The sequence below is a fragment of the Paraburkholderia sp. SIMBA_053 genome (assembly GCF_046534895.1).
GTDB classification, from domain to species: domain Bacteria; phylum Pseudomonadota; class Gammaproteobacteria; order Burkholderiales; family Burkholderiaceae; genus Paraburkholderia; species Paraburkholderia caledonica.
In genome coordinates this window covers 1-235 of record NZ_JAWRXU010001747.1, presented here as the reverse complement: position 1 = coordinate 235, position 235 = coordinate 1, and the positions used below count along the sequence as shown (strand labels likewise).

Annotated in this window: 1 pseudogene; it reads right to left on the bottom strand. The window is 63.8% G+C overall.

Going from position 1 to position 235, the window contains the following annotated elements:
* Positions 1-175, bottom strand: a pseudogene (locus SB753_RS41505) (2-methylcitrate synthase); the annotation flags it as partial.
* Positions 176-235 lie beyond the last annotated feature (60 nt).

Sequence of the window (235 nt, the reverse complement as noted above, 5' to 3'; positions counted from 1 at the left end):
CGCAGGCGCCCGCGAGATCGAGAATGTCATAGCCGCGGTAGTGCAGGTCGTTACCCGTCTTGCCGACCGTGCACAGCGCGGTGTTGCCCGCCGTCACGCCCGACAGGGCCACGGATTTCTTCGGCTTGAAGCCGCTTGTTGTTCCCGGTGCAGCCGCTTGCGTCGTATCGCTCATTCCAGGGGTCTCCTTGATGTGCCGCTCACTTGTCCTGCTCGTTGTTCCGCGTGCCTTGGC